Here is an 18,920-nt window from a genome sequence, read left to right on the forward strand (position 1 = left end):
CGCGCCCGTGCCGCCGGCCCCGCCGCCGGTGCTGCCGGTGGCCCGCCCGGCCCAGGTCACCCCGGTCGCCCGTCCCGCCGCCCCGCCGCCCCGCCCGGCGGCCGCGACCCAGGCTCCGACGCCTTCCGCCGAGCCGGCTCCGCCGGCTGCGGCCCCGACTCCGGTTGCTCCGGCTCCGGTGGTCGCCCTGCCCGCTCCGGCCCCGACGGCGGCGCCGACACCGGCCCCCGCTGCGGTGGCCCCCGCTCCGGTCGCCGCCGCGCCCGCCCCCAATCCGCCGCCGGCCCCCGAGGCCCGCGTCGCCGTGGTCGAGCCGGTCGCGCCGCCGCAGCCCCCGGCTGCCCCGCCGACACCGGGCTGTTCCAGCCGTGCCGCCGCCACCGCCACCATCGAACAGATGAGCCGGCTGTCGCGCTGTCGCTGATCCAGGCTGCGGCCGCCGCGCGCTTCGCGCGCAATATCACCGAATCAGAAGGCCGGGCTTTTGTTGGGCACTCGCCCCACCTCCCCTTTGTTTTCAAAAAAGGGGGAGGTCTGGAGGCGCCAGCCTCCAGGCGGGGTGCGGGGCGGCAGCCCCGCCGAGGGCCCGCGCCTCTCTATGCCCCGCCGCGCGAGAAGCGCCAGACCCCACCCGCCGCACTTTCGCGGTGAACTTCGCCCCGTTCGACCAGATAGGCGAGATGGGCCAGGGTTTCGCCGACGGCGAAGACGATCTGGCTGGGATCCATCGCCCGGGGGAACAGGGTCCGCATCACCTCGGCGGTGGTGGCGGGCCGATCCAGCGCAGCGCGGGTACGGTCGAGCCGTTCGCCATGATGGGCGGCGAGATCGGCGAGGCGCGGGTGCAGGCCGTGGAACGGCAGGCCGTGGGACGGCAGCACCAGGGTCTCCTCCGGCAGGGCTTCGAGCCGGGTCAGCGCGGCGAGGAACGGCGCCAGCGGGTTCTCGTCGGGCTGCTGCGGCCAGACCCCGACGATCGGGCTGATGCGGGGCAGCACCTGATCGCCCGAGATCAGCACCCCGGCCTCGGGGCAATGCAGGCTGAGATGGGCGGGGGAATGGCCGGCGGTGACGATCGCCCGCCAGTCGCGCCCGCCGATCCGCAGCACGGCGCCATCCTCGACCCCGAGGAAACGGACCGGGATCGGATCGATGCGCGGGCGGTAGCTGTTGCCCCGGCGCGAGATGGTGGCGCAGGTGGCGGGATCGAGGCCGAGGCGGCGGTAGAACTCGGTCTGGTTGGTGTAATAGGCCGGGCTGTCCTCCAGCCACAGCATGCGGGCGAACAGCCATTCGCCCAGGGTGGCGGTCAGTTCGACCGACAGCCGTTCCGCCAGCCAGCCGGCCAGCCCGATATGGTCGGGATGGAAATGGGTGGCGATCAGCCGCCGCACCGGCCGCCCGGCCAACGGCCCGGCCAGCAGGGCGGTCCATAATTGCCGCGTCACCGCGTCGGCGACGCCGCAATCGATCAGGGTCAGCCCGCCGTCATCGTCGTCGAGCGCCCACAGATTGATGTGGTCGAGCGCGAAGGGCAGCGGCATCTGGAACCAGGAGATGCCGGGAGCGACTTCGATCAGCCGGCCCGGCTCGGGCGGCAGTTCGAACGGATAGGTCAGGGGGGAGAATTTCACGCGGGCGGCCTCATGCGACGACGGGCGAGTTTAGGCCGTTTGCCGCACTGCGACAAGAAATCTCCCCACCCCGTGGGAGGGTCAGAACACCACCCCCAGGCTCAGCAGCGCCGCCATCACCAATTGCAGCCGGGCGGTCAGGCCGAGAATCCGGTTGAAGGCCGGGCCGCGCGGCTCGGTGAAGAAGCGATGGATCAGGCCGATCGCCAGCGGCAGCGCCGCCAGCGTCACCCAGCCGCCGGCCGGGCCGGTCGGGCCGGCCAGCAGGGCGAACGGGGCCAGCACCATCGCCGCGTAGAGGAAACGGCTGTGGCGCGGACCGAGCTGGATCGCCAGGGTGCGGCGGCCGACCAGCCGGTCGGGCTCCATGTCGCGGTAATTGTTGGCCATCAGCACCGCCGCCGCCACCGCGCCGAGGGCGAGGCCGACCAGCACCGCCGAGCCGAGCAGGGTGCCGGTCTGGAGATAGGCGCTGCCGGCCACCGCGCCGATACCGAAGAAGGCGATCACGCACAGTTCGCCATAGGGACCGTAGGAAATCGGGCGCGCGCCGCCGGAATAGCACCAGCCGCCGGCCAGCGAGGCGAGGCCGAGCAGCAGGATCGGCACGCCGCCCAGTGCGATCAGATAAAGCCCGAACAGACAGGCGAGGCCGAAACAGGCGATCGCGGCGGCGCGCACCCGGGCCGGCGTCGCCCAGCCGAGCGCGGTGACGCGCGGCGGCCCCTGGCGCAACGGCTGGTCGCCGCCGCGCAGGGCGTCGCCGACATCGTTGTAGAGATTGGCCCCGGCCTGGATCATCAGCGCCCCGCCCAGCGCGGCGAGGAACGGGCGGGGGTCGAAATGGCCGCCCTCGGCCCAGCCCAGCGCGGTGCCGGCCAGCACCGGCGCCACCGCCATGGTCAGGGTGCGCGGCCGGATCGCCAGCCACCACAGCCGCCACCCGGCCGGCGGCAGATCGGCCGGGCTGGCGGGATCGTCGGTGGCGGGGGGGGCGGTCACCGTCTGACCGGGCTCGATGTTCATGACAAGGCCTTCTTCACTCCGGCGCGCGGCGGGCGACCGATTCGCCCCGGCCCGGGGCAGGTACCATAACGCAGCCCCCCGCCGGGGAGAAGCGCCGCCGCCTCAGCCCGCCTCGGCCGGGGCGGCCAGCCGGGTGCCGAGGGCAAAGGCGGCGGCGCGATCCTGGGGGAACTGTTCTTCCCGCCGCCGCTGCTTGTGGGCGGCGTCGAAGCCGTCGGCGGCCATCCGGCCGTAATCCTCGAACTGGCAGGTGTCGGTGCTGCACAGCGTCTCGCACCCGCCGAACATCCGGCCGAGATAACGGGCGTTGCTGTCGAGATGAACCGGATAGCCCCGTTCGACCATCGCCGCCTCGCCCAGATTCATGGTGTAGACGAAGGCGGTGCGGATCCGGCGCGGGAACAGCGAGGAATAGCTGCCGTCATAGGCGAGATAGGGAAACACCAGCCGCTCGAAGAAGCTCTTCATCTCGCCGGTGACGGTGCCGAGATAGATCGGCGAGCCGAGCACCAGCGCGTCGGCGGCGGCGGCCCGCCCCAGCCACTCGGTCAACCCGTCCCGGCGGGTGCAGCCCCGCTCGGGCGGATGGGCGCGGGTCTTGCAGGCAAAGCAACTGGCGCAGCCCTGATAGTGAAGGTCGTAGAGATGAACCATCTCGACCTCCGCCCCCTGACTGGCCGCCCCCGCCAACACCTCTTCCAGCAGGGTGGCGGTGTTCCAGCCCTTGCGCGGACTGCCGTTGAACGCGATCACCCGCATCCTTTTTCCCTCCAGCTCCGGTGCCCCTCCCTCGACGGGATCCAAGGGCCTTGCGGCCCTTGGCGGGCGCGGGCAGAGCCCGCCTTGTTTTACCCCTTCGGCGCCGGCACGCGGAACCATGCCACATAGGCCGCCGGCAGGAACAGCAGGGTCAGCACCGTCGCCACCATCAGCCCGCCGATGATGGCGTAGGCCATCGGCCCCCAGAAGGATTCCGAGGCGATCGGGATCATGCCGAGGATCGCCGCCGCCGCGGTCAGCAGGATCGGGCGCAGACGGTGGCAGGTGGCCTCGATCACCGCCTCCCAGCGTTCCATCCCGTCGGCGACGTTGCGTTCGATCTGATCGACCAGGATCACCGAATTGCGGACGATCATCCCGATCAGGGCGACGCAGCCGAGCATGGCAACGAAGCCCATCGGCGTCCCGGTCGGCAGCAGCGCCGCCACCACCCCGATCAGGCCGAGCGGGGCGACGCTGAGCACCAGGGCCAGCCGCTGAAAGCTCTGCAACTGAACCATCAGCACGGTCAGCATCAGCAGCAGCATCACCGGCATCACCACCCCGATCGAACGCTGGCCCTTGGCGCTTTCCTCGACGGTGCCGCCGGTGGCGACGTGGTAGCCGGCCGGCAGCCCGGCGGCGAAGGCCTCGATTTTCGGCGCCAGCCGCTTGACCACGGTGGCGGCCTGGATCCCGCCGGTGAGGTCGGCCTGAACCGTCAGGGTGGGCAGACGTTGGCGCCGCCACAGGATCGGCTGTTCGAACCCGGTCTCGATCCGCGCCAGTTCGCCGAGCGGCACCGAGCGGTTGGGCCCGAGCGAGATCTGCAACCCGCGCAGGGTGTCGAGATCGGCGCGCTCGCCGGCCGGAGCCCGGGCCTGCACCGGGATCAGATAGATCGAGTCGCGCAACACGGTCAGGGTGGTGCCGGAAAAGGCGGCGTCGAGCGCCTGGGCCAGATCCTGCGAGGTCAGGCCGAGCAGGCGGGCCTTGTCCTGGTCGATCGCCACCCGCACCGTCTTGATCGGTTCGTTCCAGTCGAAATTGATCAGCCGGGTCGACTCGTCCTGACCGATCAGGGCGGCGAGGTCATAGGCGATCCGCCGCACCTGCTGCGGGTCGGGGCCGCTGACGCGGTATTTCAGCGGCCAGCCGACCGGCGGCCCCAGCTCCAGCGGGGTGGCGCGGATCACCGCCTCGGGCATTTCCTCCGACAGCTCGCGCTGCAACCGCGTCGCCAGGGCATCGCGCCCCGCGACGTCCTTCGCCACCACCACCGCCTCGGCGAAGTAATCATGGTCGAGCTGGATGTCGAGCGGCAGATAGAAGCGCACCGCGCCGCTGCCGACATTGATCGCATAGCGGGCGACGTCGGGATCGGCGGCGAGGCGGCGTTCGATCCGCTCGACCGCCCGGCCGGTGGCCTTGATCGAGGCGCTGTGCGGCAGCGACAGATCGAGCAGGATCTCCGGCCGCTCCGAGGGGGGGAAGAATTGCTGCTGGAGATGCTTCGCCCCGACCAGGGCCAGCACGAACAGCCCGGCGGTCGCCGCGATCACCAGCCAGCGGTGGCGCAGGCAGAGTTCCAGCACGGCGCGGAAGGCGCGGCCGAGGCGGAAGGTCAGCCCGCTTTCGGGCGGCGGCGCCATCCGCTTCGGCAGCAGCGCCACCCCGATCAGCGGCGAGAACAGCACCGCCACCAGCCAGGAGATCAGCAGGGCGATCGCCACCACCGCGAACAGAGAAAAGCAATATTCGCCCGAGGAACTCTGGGCGAAACCGACCGGCAGGAAGCCGATCACCGTCACCAGGGTGCCGGTCAGCATCGGAAAGGCGGTCGAGGTATAGGCGAAGGTGGCGGATTCGTGGGCCGACAGCCCCTCCTCGCGCTTCCGGACCATCATCTCGACCGTGATCATCGCGTCATCGACCAGCAGACCGAGGGCGATGATCAGGGCGCCGAGCGAGACGCGCTGGAGGTCGATCCCGGTCATCTTCATCAGCACGAACGAGGCCAGCAGCACCAGCGGGATCGACAGCGCCACCACCGTGCCGGCGCGCAGGCCGAGGCTGAGGAAGCTGACCACCAGCACGATCGCCACCGCCTCGATCAGCGACTTGACGAAGCCATCGACCGAGGCGCGCACCACCTCGGGCTGGTTGGCGACCTGGATCACCTCGATCCCGACCGGGCGGTCGCGTTCGAGCGCGGCCATCCGCTGGCGGATCGCCTCGCCGAGGGCCAGATTGTTGCCGCCCTTGGCCATCGACAGCGCCAGCCCGATCGCCGGCTTGCCGTTGACCCGGTAGGAGGGGCTGGGCGGATCGACCGTGCCGCGTTCGATCTCGGCGACGTCGGCGAGGCGGAGGAAGCGGTCGCCGACCCGCAGATTGAGATCGGCGACGTCGCCCTGCGAGGCGAAGCCACCGCTGACCCGCACCAGCACCTTCTCGCCGCCGGTATCGATCACCCCGGCCGGGACCACCGCGTTCTGACTTTGCAGCGCGGCGAGGATCTGATCGCGGGAGACGCCGAGATTGGCCAGCCGGCGGGTCGAAAACGACAGGGTGACCCGCTCGTCCTGCACCCCGATCAGGGTGATCTTGCCGACGTCGGGCAGGCGCAGCAGTTCGGCCCGCACCCCCTCGACGTAATCGCGCAGCTCGCGATAGCTGAAGCCGTCGGCGGTGAAGGCGTAGATCACCCCGAAGGTGTCGCCGAACTCGTCGTCGAAGAACGGCCCCTGCACCCCCTGCGGCAGGGTATGGGCGATGTCGCCGGTCTTCTTGCGCACCTGATACCACAGATCGGCCACCTGCCCGGGCGGGGTGGTGTCCTTGAGGGTGACGAACACCACCGATTCGCCGGCGGTGGTGTAGCTGCGCAGATAATCGAGCGAGGGGGTTTCCTCGAGCTTCTTCTCGATCCGGTCGGTGACCTGATTGACCGTCTCGTCGATGGTCGCGCCCGGCCACAGGGTCTTGACCACCATCACCTTGATGGTGAAGGGCGGATCCTCGTCGCGGCCGAGTTCGAGGAAGGCCAGGGTGCCGGCCACCGCGCAGACCAGCATCAGATAGATCGTCAGCGAGCGGTGGCGCAGCGCCCAGTCGGACAGGTTGAGGCCCATCACCGCGCCCCCTCAGCGGCGGCGGCGGCCGGCGGGTCGAGCAGGCGGACCTTCTGCCCCGGCACCAGGGTCTGCACCCCGGCGGTGACCACCAGCGCCCCTTCCTCCAGCCCGCTGCCGATCAGCAGCCGGTCGGAGTCGATCCGCACCTCGCCGACCGGGACCAGGGCGACGGCGTGGCTGGCCGGATCGACCACCCACACCGCCGGCTGGCCGTTCTGCTGGAACAGCGCCGCCGCCGGCAGGGCGATCACCCGCCGCGCCCCGGTCTGGATCCGCCCGACCACCGACATGCCGAAGCGCAGCGCCTCGGCATCGTCGGGCAGGGCGACCTTGATCGCATAGGTGCGGGTGGCCGGATCGGCGCTGGGGGCGATTTCGGTGACGGTGCCGGCGGTGCGCACCGCCGGATCGTCGAGCAGGGCGATCTCGACCGGGGCGTCGGGCGGCAGGTCGGCCAGCCGGTTTTCGGCCAGGGCGAACACCGCGTCCCGGTGCTCGGGCCGGGCCAGCCGCAACACCATCTGCCCGGCGCCGACCACCTGCCCGGCCTCGGCCCCCAGCGCGGTGATCACCCCGTCGGCCGGGGCGCGCAGCTGGGTGTAGCCGAGCTGGTCCTGGGCCAGCTTCAGCCGGGCCCCGGCGGCGCGCACCTGGGCGGCGGCGCTGTCGCGGGCCTGGAGCGCGGATTCGTAGCGGGCCTGGGACACCCAGCCGTCGTTGCGCAGGGTGTTCTGGCGCTTTTCCTCGGCCGCCGCCTGGGCCAGCCCGGCGCGGGCGGCGGCGAGATCGGCCTGGGCGGTGGCGAGCTGGTTGCGCTGGTCCTGCTCGTCGAGCCGGGCCACCACCTCGTCGCGCCGGACGCTGGCGCCCAGCCGGTTGAGCCGCCACGCCACCCGGCCCGACACCTTGAAGCCGAGATCGCTTTCGAAATGGGGCCGGACCTCGCCGACCAGGGCGGGGAAATCCCGCAGCGTCACCGCCCGCGCCGGCTCGGCCCGCACCGGCCGCAGCGCCGGCTCGGCCGGCGGCGCGGGCTTGTCGCAGCCGGCGAGCAGCGCCAGGGCGAGCCCGGCGGCCAGACCGGCGGCGGCCGGGGCCCGCCACCGGCCCGGGATGCGAACGGGAGCGGTCATCGTGAATCTCCTGGCAGGGGGGCGCGGCTCAAGCCGCGCAGCACGGTGGCGAGCATCGTTTCGACCAGCCGCTGCGGCGACTGGAACGGGAAATCGGTCGGGGCGTTGGCCAGCGCCACCACCCCATGCAGCGAGGACCACAGGGTCTGGCACACCAGATCGGCGTCGCCGAGGCGGAGCAGGCCGCGATCGATCGCCTCGACCACCCGCTCGCGGGCGATGGCGTAGCCGATCCGGCTCTGCGGCGGCTGGCCGGTCTCGTCGTCGATCGCCCCGGGCGGGGCCGGGGTGAAGAACAGCAGGCGGAACCGCACCGGATCCTCGAGGGCGAAGCCGGCATAGGCCCGCCCCAGCGCCGCCAGCGCCGCCAGCGGATCGGACTCGGCCGCCGACAGGGCGCGGAAGCGGGCGTCGAGATCGTCGATCGCCCCCTGCCACAGCGCCCGCAGCAGATCCTGCTTGGCCGGGAAATAGGCGTAGAGCGCCGAAGCGGTCAGCCCGACCCGCGCCCCGATCGCCCGCATCGACAGCCGCTCCGCCCCCAGCCGCTCGACCAGCTCGCGCGCGGCGGCGAGGATCCGACCGCGGATCTGGTCGCGTTCCTGCTCGCTGAGAGGCAGCCTCGGCATCGGTCGCTCCGCCGGCCTGACGTGGGGGGATGCAGAACACGTTCATTGAACGCGTTCAGGCAACGGGATCCTGGCCCGCCGGCCAGCCCGCTGTCAAGAGCGCGGGACACTAAAAATAAATGAATCCGGACTAGGCTGGCCCGATGGCTGTCCGGGCGCCGGACCGGCCCCGTCTGTCGCGTGGATGCCCAATGGACCAATCTCCCCCGGAACCGCCGCTCCCCCAGAAAGTGCTGGCCGCCGCCCTGACCCTGCGCGGCCAGAACCGCCGCGACGAGGCGCAGCGCCTGTGCGCCCTGGTGCTCGACCGCCATCCCGACGACCGCGACGCCCTGACCCTGTCCGCCGTGCTCAGCCTCGAGACCGACCGGCTCGACCCGGCGGCCGACGCCGCCCGCAGGCTGCTGGCGCTGGACGAAAAGAACCCGACCGGGCTGATGACCCTCGGCTTCGTCGCCCACCGCCGGGGCCATCACGACGAGGCGGTCGCCCTGCTCGAAACCGCCGCCCTGCTCGCCCCCGGCCAGCCGGAAATCCAGTTCAACCTCGCCCTCTGCTACGACGCGCTCGGCCGGCACGGCGAGGCCGAGGCGGCGCTGCGGCGCGAACTGGCGCTCAATCCCGCCCACGCCCTGGCCTGGAACGACCTCGGCACCCAATTGAGCCGCGACGGCGCCGATGCCGAGGCCGAGGAATGCTTCCGCGCCGCGCTGAAACATCGTCCCGATCTGGTGATGGCCCAGTTCAACCTGGGCAATTCGCTGCGCCGGCGCGACGCGATCGAGGACTCGGTCGCCGCCTATCAACGCTGCCTCGAACTTCAGCCCGATTACTGGAACGCGCTGATCAATCTCGCGGTGTCGTGGCGCGACCTCGGCCGGCTCGACCGCGCCGAGGAATGCCTGACGGCGGCGCTGGCGCTGGTGCCGGACAGCCCCGAGGCCCATTTCAACCTGTCGCAGATCGCCCTGCTGAAGGGCGATTTCGTCACCGGCTGGCGCGAATACGAGGCCCGGCTGCACGCCCCCGCCCCGGTGCGGCACCGCGCCCCGTTCAGCCGGCCGCGCTGGGACGGCGGCCCGCTCCACGGCCGCACCCTGCTGCTGCACACCGAACAGGGGCTGGGCGACCTGATCCTGGCGCTGCGCTTCCTGCCCCGGGTCGCCGCCGCCGGCGGGCGGATCCTGCTCGAACTGCCGGCGCCGCTGACCCGGCTGGCCCGGCGCCGGCCCGAACCGGCCGAGGTGATCCCGTTCGGCAGCCCCCTGCCCGCCTTCGACTGCCAGTTGCCGCTGATGAGCCTGCCCGGCCTCTACGTCGATCGCGCGGCGGCGATCCCGGCCCAGGTGCCCTACCTGTCGCCCGATCCCGCCGAGGCCGCCGCCTGGGCGGCGCGGCTGGCCGGGCCGGGCAAGGCGGTCGGACTGGTGTGGGCCGGCAGCCCCGACCACCCCGCCGACGCCCAGCGTTCGCTGCCGGCGGCGACGCTGCTGGCGGCCGCCAGCCGTCCCGGCCTGCGGCTGTTCTCGCTGCAACGCCAGTTGCGCGACGGCGACCGCGCCCTGCTCGACGGGGCGGCGGGCACCCTCGACGATCTCGGCCCCACCCTGACCGATTTCGCCGCCACCGCCGCCGCGATCAGCGGGCTCGATCTGGTGATCGCGGTCGATACCGCCGTCGCCCACCTCGCCGGGGCGCTGGGCAAGCCGGTGTGGCTGCTGCTGCCGTTCGCCCCCGACTGGCGCTGGATGCTGGAGCGCGACGACAGCCCGTGGTACCCCAGTCTGCGTCTGTTCCGCCAACGGCGGCGCGGCGACTGGAGCGCGCCGCTGGCGGCGCTGTCCCAGGCGCTCGACCGCTTCGCCGCCGCCTGATCCTCCGCCGCGAAAGGCCCGGCATGCCTGACCAACCGATCCACCTGTTCGTCGCCGCCCCCTGTTATGGCGGGCTGGTCACCACCCATTTCGCCGTGTCGCTGATCAAGCTCCAGCGCGCCTGCATCGACCAGGGCCTGACCCTGTCGTTCAGCCTGCTCGGCGGCGACGCCCTGATCCCCCGCGCCCGCGCCAATCTGGTCCAGCGCTTCCTTGAGATCCCCGACGCCACCCACCTGCTGTTCGTCGATGCCGACATCGGCTTCGAGCCCGAGCAGGTGTTCGGCCTGCTCGCCGCCGGCAAGGATTTCTGCGGCGCGCTCTACCCGCTGAAGAAGCTCAACTGGGACCTGATCGGCGAGATGGCCCGCGACGGCATCCCCGACATCGAGAGCAACGCCCTCAATTACGTGGTCGAGTTCCTCGACCAGCGCCCCGCCCCGGTCGAGGGGGAGATGATGCGGGTCCGCGCCCTCGGCGGCGGCTTCATGATGCTGACCCGGGCGGCGGTGACCCGGCTGATCGCCGCCCATCCCGACCTGCGCTTCGCCCTCAGCGACGTTCGCGCCAGCCGGGGCGATACCGGCGACAGTGCGGGCTATGCCCTGTTCGATCCGATCATCGATCCCGACAGCGGCACCTATCTCAGCGAGGATTACGCCCTGTGCAAACGCTGGCGCGACATCGGCGGCGAGATCTGGGCCTCCCTGCGCAGCCGGCTGACCCATTGCGGCAGCCACAGCTTCATCGGCGATCCCGCCCTGCTGATGGCGATCCAGCGCCTGCCGCGTCCCGAGGACCGCTAAGCGGGCTGCCGCCCGCGCCCGCTTGGGGCGGAGCCCCAAACCCCCCTTTTTTTCGGGGGGTTTGGGGGGTGGGCGAAAACGGTCAGCCTTCGGCCAGCGCGGCCTTGATCCGCTCCACCGCGCCCTGGTCGTAAAAGGCGCAGACGCCGCGCTTCGCCGCCGGCTCCAGCGCCAGCGTCTTGATCGCCTTCTTGACCCGGGCGTCCGACACGCCCAGCGCCTTGGCGATGTTGCCGGCGCTGATCAGATCCTGGTTGGCTTCGGCCATCCTCGGAACTCCTGCAAAGGGGGGAAAGCAGGGATGATAGCGGCGGCGGACGGCGCCGTCATCCCGGTGACAGCAAGGCGCCGCCGGGGTAGGCTGCCGTCCCGGACTGGCAATGCGGAGAACGATCGGATGCGTACTTCCTTCGCCCTCGGACTGGCCGTGGCGGCAACGCTGCTGGCCGGATGCAGCAGCGACCCCAAGGTGGAATGGGCCAACGACCGTGGCGGCGTGATCAGCTACGACGGGTCGAGCGAGGTCCGCGCCCTCAAGAAGGCCGACGAGATCTGCGGCTGGGCCGGACGCAAGGCCCGGGTCAGCAGCCTCAATCCCGATCTGGCCAAGGTCACCTACGATTGCGTCGAATGACCCTTCCCCCCGGGGCCACCGCCCCGTTTTCTCACCCCCAAGGAGACCGGATTTCATGACCACCCAGGATGATCTCGCCGCCGCTTTCGCCGGGGAAAGCCAGGCCAACCGCAAATATCTCGCCTTCGCCGACGCCGCCGCCAAGGAGGGCTTCCCCGGCGTGGCCAAGCTGTTCCGCGCCGTCGCCGAGGCCGAGACGGTCCATGCCCACGCCCATCTGCGGGCGATGGGCGGGGTCAAGGCCACCGCCGACAATCTGCGCGAGGCGATCGAGGGCGAACGCCACGAGTTCGAGGAGATGTATCCCGCCTTCGTCGCCACCGCCGAGGCCGAGGGCGCCCGCGCCGCCCTGCTGTCGCTCAAGCATGCGATGGAGGTCGAGAAGATCCATCACGGCCTGTTCCAGGCCGCCCTGGCGGCGGTCGCCGCCGGCAAGGATCTCGCCGCCGAGACGGTGTGGATCTGCCCGCATTGCGGCCACACCGTGATCGGCGACCACCCGGACAGCTGTCCGGTCTGCAAGGCGCGCGGCGACCGCTACGTCACCGTCGCCTGACGGCCCCCGGCGGCGGGCGCCCGGCCCGCCGCCACCGGAGCACCCCTAGCGGTAGTAATAGCCCGAGCGGTAATAATAGCCGTGCCGGTAATAAGGCGGCGGCGGCGGGGCGTAATAGACCGGCGGCGGCGGGACATAGGCCACCGGCGGCGGGGCGTAATAGACCGGCGGCGGCGGATAGACCGGGGCCGGCGCGACATAGACCGGCGGCGGCGCCGGGTCCTGGCTGCTGACGATCGCGGCGACGGTGCCGCCGACGATCGCCGCCCCGAGCAGACCGAGGGCGACGTCCCCGCCATGATGCCCCCCGGCCCGCGCCGCGCTCAGCGGGGTCACCAGCATCGTGCCGGCCAGGGCGGCTATCGCCAGACGGGAGCCCAAACTCGCGAACATGATCGGCGCCTTTCCTGCGTGATCGCACCCGGCGAAGTCCAATCCGGGAGTGTCGCCATCATCAGCGACAAAAACGGCTTTTTTCAGACAGCATCGCGGAACGGCCACCGCCCGTCACTGGCGGACGGTGACCAGGAAGCTGCCGACCTCGGCCCGCAGCCGCCCGGCATTGTCCGACAGCGCCCGGGCCGAGTCGAGCACGGTGTTGGCGGCGGCCCCGGTGCTGCCGACCGCCTGATTGACCCCGGCGATGTTGGTCGAAACGTCGCGGGTGCCGGCGGCGGCCTGCTGGACGTTGCGCGAGATCTCGCGGGTGGCGGCGCCCTGCTCCTCCACCGCGGCGGCGATCGAGGCCGAAATCTGCCGCACGTCGTCGATCACCCCGGCGATGGTGCGGATCGCGGCGACGGCGCGGCGGGTTTCCTCCTGCACCGCGCTGACCTGACCGCCGATCTCCTCGGTCGCCTTGGCGGTCTGGTTGGCGAGATGCTTGACCTCGCCCGCCACCACCGCGAAGCCCTTGCCGGCATCGCCGGCCCGCGCCGCCTCGATGGTCGCGTTGAGCGCCAGCAGGTTGGTCTGCGCCGCGATGTCGTTGATCAGATTGACCACCTCGCCGATGCGGTCGGCGGCCCCGGCCAGGATCTCGACCATCTGGCTGGTGCGGGCGGCCTCGGTCGAGGCGGTCTGCGCCACCTGGGCCGCCTGGGCCACCTGCCGGCTGATCTCGCCGATCGAGTCGGACAGCGCCTGGGCGGCGGTGGCCACCGTCTCGACATTGGCGGTGGCCGACTGGGCGGCGCTGGCCACCGTCTCGGCCCGGCTGCCGGCCTCGCGGGCGCTGTCGGCCATGCCGACGGCGGTGCTCTGCATCTGGTCGGCCGAGCCGGCCACCGCCTGCACCAGCCCCATCACGCTGGCCTCGAAACTGTCGGCGAGCTGGTGGCGGGCCTGACGCCGCTCCTCGGTGGCGCGGGCCTCGGCCCGGGTCTGCTCTTCCTGCAACGCCGCGACGCGCAGGGCGTTTTCCTTGAACACCTGGACGGTGTGGGCCATCTGGCCGATCTCGTCCTGCTGGTCGCGGGCGGGGATCTCGATCGCGGTGTCGCCGTCGGCCAGCCGCTGCATCGCCCGGGTCATCGCGATGATCGGCCCGGCCACGCCGCGCGCCGCCAGCGCCATCACCCCGAGCGCCGCCAGCAGCACCACCACGCTGGTCACCAGCGACCAGATCATGTTCTGGCGGGTGCGGTCGAGCAGGCTTTCGCGCAACTGGTCGGCCTGGGCCATCACCACCGGGCGCGGCACCTCGATCAGCACCGACCAGGGCTTGCCGGTCTCGCCCAGCCGGATCGGGGCGAAGGTGCGCAGGGTGTCGCCCTGCCAGCGCGAGCTGGCCTCGCCCGCCCGGATCACCGCGAGGTCGGCGTCCCAGCTGTGACTCTCCCCGGCGAAGCTCTTGCCGATCAGCTCGGGATGGGCGCTGTGCGCCACCACCAGACCGAGATCGCTGAGGATCACCACCTGATTATGGCCGTCGAACACCGCGCGGCTGACCTCGCCGGCCAGTTTCTGGACGAAATCGAGGTCGAAATCGGCGCCGGCCACCCCGACGAATTTGCCCTTGGCGACGATCGGCACCGACAGGGTGGCGAGATAGACCTCCCGCCCCTGCACGATATAGGGCAGCGGCCCCAGCACGCTTTCCTTGCCGGTCTGCTTCGGCCCGAGATACCAGCCGCCCTTCATCACCCCGTTGGGATGACGCTCGGCGCTGTCATACTCGACCAGCGGCTGCATCGCGATCCGGCCGGCGCGGTCGCGGTTCCAGTAGGGCAGGAAGCGGCCGGTGGCGTCGGTGCCGGTCTCCCGCCGGCCACGGAAGGATTCGTCGGCACCGTCGAGGGCATTGGGCTCCCAGGCGGAATAGGTGCCGTTGAAGCGCGGATTGAGGGTCAGCACGTTGAGCAGGATGTCGTTGAGATGCTGCCGCTTGTCGGGCTGGCGGCCGCCGTCGCTGGCCTGGGCGCTGTGGGCGAAGGCCTGGGCCATGGTGCGGGCGGCGATCAGCGCGGTTTCGAACTCGGAGCGCAGCAGCCCGGCCTGGGTCGAGGCGAGATTGCCGATCGCCTCGCGCGTCTTGTCGTCGAGAATGGTGCTGGTGCGGGTCACCACCAGATCGTTGGCCGACTGGGCCGCAAGCAGGCCCGACACCACCTGAACCGCCACCGCGCCGACCAGACACAGGCCGGCGAACAGAAGAATCCGGGTCTTGACCGATTTCAGAGTCATGGCCTTCTCCCCCTCGGCGCCGGGCGGCGCGGGACGCGGTCCCCGCCCGCCACGCGCGCGGCGTCAGCGGGGTCGAAGGATTATAGACCTTCGTCCTGTCCGTTCCCAGTCTATATCTTGCCGCATAGACACGCCGACAGGGGTCAGGCCGGCTCGGTCAGCAGCCGGGTGGCCAGGGCGCGGACCAGGGCGTCACAGGGGGCGAGCGGCCGGTCATCGAGGCTGACCACCGCCCGCACCCCCAGGCTGTTGGCCAGCACCGCCGCGTCGGCCCGGGCGAGGTCGGCCGGGGTCAGCGGCGCCTCCTCGACCAGCCCGGCCTCCAGCGCCAGGGCGCGGGCGATGCCCGGCAGGGCGCCATCGGCCACCGGCGGGGTGACGATCCGGCCGTCGAGCCGGACCAGCAGGGTGGCGATCGCGCTGTCGGCGGCGCGGCCCTGGCCGTTGAGCAGCAGGGCATCGTCGGCCCCGCGCCGGGCCGCCTCCTGCCGCGCCAGCAGATTGTCGAGGTAATTGAGGCTCTTGATCCGGGCCAGCGGCGAATGCTCGTTGCGGCGGGTGACGGTGGCGATCACCAGCCGGGCCGGCCCCGGCGGCGGCGCGGGCGGCGCCAGGGTCAGCAGCAGGGTCGGATGCGGCGTGGCCGGCGGCAGCAGCCCGCGCGGCCCCGGCCCCCGGCTGAGGGTCAGCCGCAGCACCCCGGCATCGAGATCCTGCGCCCGCGCCAGCCCGGCCATCGCCGCCGCCAGCGTCGCGCCGTCATAGGGCAGCGGCAGATCGAGGACATGGCAGCCGGCGGCGAGGCGGGCGAGATGGCGGGCGAGATGGCAGGGCCGCCCCCCGGCGAGACGGATGGTTTCGAACAAACCGTCGCCCAGGGTGAAGCCGCGATCGGCGGGATCGAGGCGGGGATCGGCCACCAGGGCCCCGTTCAGCCAGCTCAGCATCGGCCTTCTCCCTCCAGCGCCGCCAGGGCCGGCGCCAGTTTGGTCATCATTTCGGCATGCTCGGCGGCGGGATCGGACTCGGCGACGATGCCGCCGCCGGCCTGGGCGATCACCTCGTCGGCGGTCAGGGTGATGGCGCGGATGACGATGCTGGTATCCATCGCCCCGTCGCCGCCGATCCAGCCGACCGCGCCACAATACGGCCCGCGCGGTCCCGGTTCCAGGTCGTCGATGATCTCCATCGCCCGCAGCTTCGGCGCCCCGGTGATCGAGCCGCCGGGAAAGGCGGCGCGCAGCAGATCGACCGGCCCCAGCCCCGGCCGCAGCCGCCCCTCGACCACCGAGACGAGGTGATGGACGGTGGCGTGGCTTTCGATCCCGCGCAGCACCGGCACCCGCACGCTGCCCAGCCGGGCCACCCGGCCGATATCGTTGCGCAGCAGGTCGGTGATCATCAGGTTCTCGGCCTGATCCTTGCCGCTGGCGGCCAGGGCGGCGGCGGCGGCGCGGTCGGCGGCCGGATCGGCGGCGCGCGGCCGGGTGCCCTTGATCGGCCGCGCCTCGATCCGCCCGGCGCGGTCGAGCGACAGGAACCGCTCGGGCGAGGCGCTGACCAGCGCCAGACCGCCGCCGAAGCGCAGGCAGGCGGCGAACGGCGCCGGATTGAGCGCCCGCAGCCGGCGGTACAGCGCGAACGGGTCGAGCCCGGCCGGGCGCGCGGCGCGGAAGCGCTGGGTATAATTGACCTGATAGACCTCCCCCGCCGCGATCAGGGCGAGGATCCGCCGCACCCGGTCGAGATAGGCCTCCCGCGTCAGCTCCGGCCGCAGCGCCAGCCCGGGCGGCGGCGGCAGCGGCGGCAACGGCGGCGCGGCGGCGATCGCCTCGGCCAGCGCCGCCGCCTTGGCCCGGGCCTGCGGCCGCGCCGCCACCACCCAGGCGCGGCGGGCGACCCGGTCGAACCCGGCCACCGCGTCGTACAGCCCGACCGCCAGTTCGGCCGGCCCGCTGCCATGGCGGGCGGGGGCACGTTCGAGATGGCGGCCCAGTTCATAGCCGAACAACCCGACCGCGCCGCCGGCGAACGGCAGCGGCCCCGGCGGCGGCGGCGGAAACGCCGCCAGCGCCTCGGCCAAGGCGGCGAAGGGATCGCCGCCGATCGCCACGCCGTCACGGCGCAGCCCGGCGCCGTCGGCGGTCAGGGTGTGGACCGGCCGCACCGCGAGAAAGGCGTGCCGGCCGCGCGCGGTGTCGTCGCCGCCGCTGTCGAGCAGCATCGCCCAGGCCTCGCCGGCCCAGGGGGCGTAGGCGCGCAACGGATCGACATAGGGAATTTCCTGCCACATCGGCGGGGATATAGCCGGTCCGCGCCGGCTTGCCCAGCGGGGAAGAAGCGGGGTTGCCACCCCGCGCCCCGCTTGGGGCGATGCCCCACCCCCCCTTTTTTTCGAAAACAAAGGGGGGTCCGGGGCATCGCCCCGGGCGGGTTTGGGCGGCAGCCCAACAACAAAAACCCCGCCTCCGAAGGGGGACCGGAGGCGGGGCGACGGGTCGGGGGGGACCCGGAGGACGACTTTCGAGTGGCTGATCCCGAAAGCTGATGGTGAGATCCTACCGCCCCCCGGCTTACGCCGAGATGGCGGCGGGATGATCTTTTTGTAACGGTTAAAAACTACTCCGCCTTGGCGACCGCGTCGCGTTCGACCCCGCCCCCCAGCACCTTGTAGAGGGTGACAAGGTTGGACAGCCGGGTGACCTGGGTCGAGATCAGATCCTGCTGGGCGCTGTAGAGCGAACGCTGGGAATCCAGCACGTTGAGATAGGAATCGACGCCGCGGTCATAGCGGGCGCGCGACAGGCGGTAGCTGTCGCCGGTGGCGGTGACCAGATCGCCCTGCGACTTGATCTGCTGGGTCAGGGTGGCGCGGGCGGCCAGGGCGTCGGACACCTCGCGGAAGGCGGTCTGGATCGTCTTCTCGTAGGTGGCGACGGCGATGTCGCGGCTGGCCTTGGCGCTGTCGAGATTGGCCTGGTTCTTGCCGGCGGTGAAGATCGGCACGGTGATCTGCGGGTTGAAGATCCAGGCCGGCGAGGCGGTCAGGGTGTCGAGCGTGCCGCTGGTGCCGCCGCCCGAGGCGGTCAGCGAGATGCTGGGGAAGAAGGCGGCGCGGGCGGCGCCGATATTGGCGTTGGCCGCCTTCAGGCTGTGTTCGGCCTGGGCGACGTCGGGCCGGCGCAGCAGCACCTCCGACGGCAGCCCGGCCGGCATGTCCTCGACCAGCCCGACCGCGTCGAGCGAGGCCGGCGACGGCAGGCGGGATTCGTCGAACGGGCCGCCCAGCAGCAGGGTCAGGGCGTTCTTGTCGAGTTCGACCTGGCGCTGGTACTTGACCTTGTTGACCCGGGCGGTCTCGACCGCGGTGCGGGCCTGGGCGACATCGACCTGCGACGACACCCCGTTGTCGAAGCTGCGCTGGATCAGGCCCAGCGAATCCTCGCGGCTGGCCAGGGTTTCCTCGGTCAGGGCCAGCAAGGCGCGGTCGCCGTAAAGCGACAGCGCGGCGTTGGCGACCTCGGCGATCAGCGAGATCCGGGTCGCCTGCCGGGCTTCCTCGGTGGCGAGGAAGTTCTCATAGGCCTGTTCCTGCTGGCTCGACAGCTTGCCGAAGAAGTCGAGCTCCCACGAGGTCACCCCCAGATTGGCCTGATAGGTCCGGTTGGTGACGTCGGCGGTGCTGCCGCCGACCCCCTTGGGAATCCGCTGGCTGGTGAAGCCGCCATTGGCGTTGATCTGCGGGAACAGCGCCGATTCCGACACCCGGTAGGTTGACCGCGCCACCTCGATGTTGAGGGCGGCGACGCGCAGGTCGCGGTTGTTGGCCAGCGCCTGCTCGATCAGGGCCTGGAGGCCCGGATCCTTGAAGAACGCCTTCCAGGCCAGATCGCCCATCAGCGGCGCCCCGGCCCGGGCGGCGCTGTCGGCCTGCGGCCAGGACGGCGCCACCGGGGCGTCCGGACGCAGGTAATCGGGGATCAGCGAGCACCCCGCCAGCAGGGTGGTGGCGGCAAGCAACGAGGACAGCTTCTTGATCATGGCGGG

Annotated in this window: 17 protein-coding genes; 5 read left to right on the forward strand and 12 right to left on the reverse strand. The window is 71.8% G+C overall.

Going from position 1 to position 18,920, the window contains the following annotated elements; genetic code table 11:
• Window positions 1–424, forward strand: a 424-nt coding sequence (locus ACFSNB_RS09845) for a hypothetical protein (RefSeq protein ID WP_377316006.1), incomplete at its 5' end; no start/stop codon positions are given.
• A 172-nt stretch (window positions 425–596) separates the two neighbouring features.
• On the opposite strand, the gene ACFSNB_RS09850 is transcribed toward ACFSNB_RS09845, so the two are convergent.
• From ACFSNB_RS09850 to ACFSNB_RS09875, 6 genes are all read right to left on the reverse strand, one after another.
• On the reverse strand, window positions 597–1,634 hold the full coding sequence (locus ACFSNB_RS09850; RefSeq protein WP_377316007.1) for an MBL fold metallo-hydrolase: 1,038 nt from the start codon (window positions 1,632–1,634) through the stop codon (window positions 597–599).
• Window positions 1,635–1,715: 81 nt separating this feature from the next.
• A complete protein-coding gene (menA, locus tag ACFSNB_RS09855; protein WP_377316008.1) occupies window positions 1,716–2,660 on the reverse strand; it encodes a 1,4-dihydroxy-2-naphthoate octaprenyltransferase in 945 nt (314 codons plus the stop codon).
• A 102-nt stretch (window positions 2,661–2,762) separates the two neighbouring features.
• Entirely contained in the window at window positions 2,763–3,419 is a 657-nt protein-coding gene (locus ACFSNB_RS09860) for a flavodoxin family protein (protein WP_377316009.1), read from the reverse strand.
• An 89-nt stretch (window positions 3,420–3,508) separates the two neighbouring features.
• The gene (locus tag ACFSNB_RS09865; RefSeq protein ID WP_377316010.1) at window positions 3,509–6,553 is read right to left on the reverse strand and encodes an efflux RND transporter permease subunit; all 3,045 of its coding nucleotides are present in this window, start codon (window positions 6,551–6,553) and stop codon (window positions 3,509–3,511) included.
• The gene (locus ACFSNB_RS09870) at window positions 6,553–7,689 is read right to left on the reverse strand and encodes an efflux RND transporter periplasmic adaptor subunit (protein WP_377316011.1); all 1,137 of its coding nucleotides are present in this window, start codon (window positions 7,687–7,689) and stop codon (window positions 6,553–6,555) included. Before ACFSNB_RS09870 ends, ACFSNB_RS09865 begins: the two co-directional genes overlap by 1 nt.
• Window positions 7,686–8,318, reverse strand: a complete 633-nt coding sequence (locus ACFSNB_RS09875; protein WP_377316012.1) for a TetR/AcrR family transcriptional regulator — start codon at window positions 8,316–8,318, stop codon at window positions 7,686–7,688. Before ACFSNB_RS09875 ends, ACFSNB_RS09870 begins: the two co-directional genes overlap by 4 nt.
• Window positions 8,319–8,509: 191 nt before the next feature.
• On the opposite strand from ACFSNB_RS09875, the gene ACFSNB_RS09880 reads away from it, so the two are divergent.
• Both ACFSNB_RS09880 and ACFSNB_RS09885 read left to right on the forward strand, forming a co-directional pair.
• Window positions 8,510–10,192 carry a tetratricopeptide repeat protein gene (locus tag ACFSNB_RS09880; RefSeq protein WP_377316014.1) on the forward strand — a complete coding sequence of 561 codons (1,683 nt, stop codon included), beginning with the start codon at window positions 8,510–8,512 and terminating at the stop codon, window positions 10,190–10,192.
• 23 nt (window positions 10,193–10,215) lie between these two features.
• Window positions 10,216–10,998: a hypothetical protein gene (locus ACFSNB_RS09885; protein WP_377316016.1), complete on the forward strand. Its 783-nt coding sequence runs from the start codon at window positions 10,216–10,218 to the stop codon at window positions 10,996–10,998.
• Window positions 10,999–11,080: 82 nt separating this feature from the next.
• Here the strand turns inward: ACFSNB_RS09885 and ACFSNB_RS09890 are convergent, their stop codons facing one another.
• The gene (locus ACFSNB_RS09890; protein WP_377316018.1) at window positions 11,081–11,266 is read right to left on the reverse strand and encodes a hypothetical protein; all 186 of its coding nucleotides are present in this window, start codon (window positions 11,264–11,266) and stop codon (window positions 11,081–11,083) included.
• Window positions 11,267–11,395: 129 nt separating this feature from the next.
• Between ACFSNB_RS09890 and ACFSNB_RS09895 the strand changes: the two genes are divergently transcribed.
• A complete protein-coding gene (locus ACFSNB_RS09895; protein WP_377316020.1) occupies window positions 11,396–11,632 on the forward strand; it encodes a hypothetical protein in 237 nt (78 codons plus the stop codon).
• Window positions 11,633–11,687: 55 nt separating this feature from the next.
• A complete protein-coding gene (locus ACFSNB_RS09900) occupies window positions 11,688–12,188 on the forward strand; it encodes a rubrerythrin family protein (RefSeq protein ID WP_377316022.1) in 501 nt (166 codons plus the stop codon).
• 45 nt (window positions 12,189–12,233) lie between these two features.
• On the opposite strand, the gene ACFSNB_RS09905 is transcribed toward ACFSNB_RS09900, so the two are convergent.
• From ACFSNB_RS09905 to ACFSNB_RS09925, 5 genes are all read right to left on the reverse strand, one after another.
• The gene (locus tag ACFSNB_RS09905) at window positions 12,234–12,581 is read right to left on the reverse strand and encodes a hypothetical protein (protein WP_377316024.1); all 348 of its coding nucleotides are present in this window, start codon (window positions 12,579–12,581) and stop codon (window positions 12,234–12,236) included.
• Between the two features lie 114 nt (window positions 12,582–12,695).
• On the reverse strand, window positions 12,696–14,873 hold the full coding sequence (locus ACFSNB_RS09910; RefSeq protein ID WP_377316026.1) for a methyl-accepting chemotaxis protein: 2,178 nt from the start codon (window positions 14,871–14,873) through the stop codon (window positions 12,696–12,698).
• Between the two features lie 143 nt (window positions 14,874–15,016).
• A complete protein-coding gene (locus tag ACFSNB_RS09915) occupies window positions 15,017–15,820 on the reverse strand; it encodes an aminotransferase class IV (RefSeq protein ID WP_377316028.1) in 804 nt (267 codons plus the stop codon).
• On the reverse strand, window positions 15,814–17,166 hold the full coding sequence (gene pabB / locus ACFSNB_RS09920; protein WP_377316030.1) for an aminodeoxychorismate synthase component I: 1,353 nt from the start codon (window positions 17,164–17,166) through the stop codon (window positions 15,814–15,816). Before pabB ends, ACFSNB_RS09915 begins: the two co-directional genes overlap by 7 nt.
• 326 nt (window positions 17,167–17,492) lie before the next feature.
• A complete protein-coding gene (locus ACFSNB_RS09925; RefSeq protein WP_377316032.1) occupies window positions 17,493–18,914 on the reverse strand; it encodes an efflux transporter outer membrane subunit in 1,422 nt (473 codons plus the stop codon).
• Window positions 18,915–18,920 lie beyond the last annotated feature (6 nt).

The organism is Phaeospirillum tilakii, assembly GCF_042683125.1.
In the GTDB taxonomy this organism is placed as follows: domain Bacteria; phylum Pseudomonadota; class Alphaproteobacteria; order Rhodospirillales; family Magnetospirillaceae; genus Phaeospirillum; species Phaeospirillum tilakii.